Source organism: Acidimicrobiia bacterium (assembly GCA_029210695.1).
Taxonomy (GTDB): Bacteria; Actinomycetota; Acidimicrobiia; order Spongiisociales; family JAHEDJ01; genus JAHEDJ01.
Genome location: JARGFH010000136.1, coordinates 1 through 2,678, shown reverse-complemented (window position 1 = coordinate 2,678; position 2,678 = coordinate 1). Strand labels below are relative to the sequence as shown.

At 65.5% G+C, this 2,678-nt stretch carries 1 protein-coding gene; it reads left to right on the top strand.

The window, feature by feature from the left end:
• Positions 1-109: 109 nt before the first annotated feature.
• Positions 110-2,678: MobF family relaxase (gene mobF, locus P1T08_18685; GenBank protein MDF1598100.1), on the top strand; the 2,569-nt coding region annotated here is incomplete at its 3' end.

Genomic DNA, 2,678 nt, shown 5'->3' with positions numbered 1-2,678 from the left:
CACCGTGGCCATCACCAGTCTCCAAGAGCACCAACCGGCGCTCCCACCCGAAGGTAAACCACTGACAAGTTGCCCGGTGTCTCCTGGTCGACCGTTCGGGAGTGTCCGGATGCTGAGTCTCGCCAAGGCCCACAAGGACTACTACCTCCAGAAACTGGGCGAGATCACACCCAGGGAGGACTACTACCTGCGAGGTGGAACCGCCACGGGTCGTTGGCACGGCAGCGGCGCTGCCGAACAGGACCTAGCGGGAACCGTGTCGGCGGAGGGTCTGGTCCGTTTGTTTGATGGTCAGCACCCGGCGACGGGGGAGCAGCTGGGGCGGCAGCTTCGCAAGGACGGGGTGGCGGCGTGGGATTTGACGTTCTCGGCGGACAAGTCGGTGTCGCTGTTGTGGGCCTTCGGGGACGATGAGGTCCGCCGCCACGTGGTCGAGGCGTTCGAGGAAGCCACCGCCGAGGCGGTCGCCTATCTGGAGTCGGTGGCTTCCTCGACCCGGGGAGCATCCCGGGTGCCCGTCACCGACCGCGACGGCAACCCAATCCTCGACGAGGACGGGACGACCCGTCAGCGGGTCGAGACCTGGTCGATCCGGACCACCGGGTATGTGGCGGCGTGGTTCACCGAGTTCACGAGTCGCAGCGACGACCCCCAGCTCCACACCCACGTGGTGGTGGGCAACCGGGTCGAGGGTGTCGACGGCGTTTGGCGGGCCATCGACGGGCGACTCTTGTACCGGCATCAGCTCGACGCTGGATACCTTCACGAAGCCGAACTCAGGGCCCGATTGACCGAGCGTCTCGGTGTTCGCTGGCAGCCCGTTCGCAACGGGATGGCCGATATCGAAGGCTTCACCCGCGCCCAAATCACTGCCTTCTCCCAGCGGCGGCAGGAGATCGAGGCATGGCGGGACTCTCATGGCTTTGCCGACACCCCCGCTGCCAACGAAGCCGCCACCCTGGCGACCCGTACACCGAAGCAAGAACACCCGGTCGATGTTCTGATGCCGGCCTGGCTGGAGCGGGGCACCGAGGTCGGGCTGACCCCAGTATCGGTGGTTGCGTTGCTTGAGCGGGGGCGTGAGGTCGAAGTGCCTGAGCGCGGACCGGTATTCGATCGTATGGCGTCGGCCGAGGGGCTCACTGCTCAGGCATCGACCTTCGGGCGTGCGGACGTGGTCGCAGCCGCCGCAGAGGCGTTGCCAGACGGCGGACGCCGAGCCCAGATCGAGGGCCTCGCCGACACGTTCCTGCACCGTGCTGACGTGATCCCGATCCTCCCCACCCATCCCACAACAGATCCGCTGAGTGACTTGCCGCTCGACCTCGAACCGTCCGAACTCGAACGCCTCCTCGAGGTCGTCAACTCGGCCAATGCTCCCATCATGCGACGCGCGAACGGCGACACGTTCCCGGGACTGGTCAACGAACGCCGCTACACAACCACCGAACTCCTCACCATCGAACAGCGGATCATCGACCGCGCCCAGAACGGCATCGCAGCCGAACGATGGACCGCCCCTGAGGCGCAAGTCGAAGCCGCCCTCGCAACTCAACCAAACCTCACCAAAGGGCAGCAGGCGATGATGCGCCACTTCGCCACATCCGGAAACACCATCGACATTGGCGTTGGAGCGGCCGGGACCGGCAAGACAACCGTCATGGCCGTCATCGAGGAACTCGCCACCGAAACAGGAACCCCCGTCTTTGGAACGGCGCTGGCCGCCCGAGCAGCCGCCGGCTTCGAAACCGCCACCGGCATCCCCTCCGCCACCATCACCCGCTTCCTATGGGAAACCAAGGCCGCCTGTGGTCTCCCAACCGGTGCCATCGTCGTCGTCGACGAGGCAGGCATGGTCGGCAGCCGCCAGCTCGCCGAGGTCTCCGACCTGGTCGAAGCAGCATCCGGCAAGCTCATCCTGATCGGCGACCACCACCAGCTCGCCGAGATCGACGCCGGCGGCCTATTCGCTGCACTGACGGCTCGCCTGACGGCTATCGAGCTGACCGAGAACGTCCGCCAGGACCAGGAATGGGAACGCACCGCCCTGGCCGAGCTTCGGCACGGCTCGATCTCCCGGGCGGTGGCCATGTATGACCGGCGCGGACTGATCAACGTAGCCACCACCACCGATGACACCATCACCCAAGCCGTCGACGCCTGGTACCGAGACGTCGAAGATGCCGGTGACCCTGCCCAGGTGCTTCTCATCGGGCACCGCAACACCACCGTCGATCAGCTCAACCAGCAGGCCCGCGCCCGTATCGCTGAAGCCGGATTGCTCCACGGACCTACGGTGAACGCCGGCGATCGTATCTTCCAGGCAGGAGACAGAGCCGTGTGCCTCAAGAACCGATCCCGGCTGGGAGTCCTCAACGGCGACCTCGCAACCGTCACGGCCGTGGATACGGAACGGCGCACGATCACGCTCAGACTCGACCGCACCAACAACGTCGTGACCGTTCCGCATTGGTACATCGACGAAGGCAACCTCGACTGGGGCTACGCCCTCACCGGCCACAAGGCCCAAGGCGCAACCGCACGGCGTGCCCACACCGTCGCGGGTGACGGCGTTGACCGAGAATGGCTCTATGAATCGTTCTGGGAGAGTTGGAGACTCCGGAGCTTGGAAGCGAGGATGGAGTTATGGATTATCAGGGTGATGGGACGAGACGTCG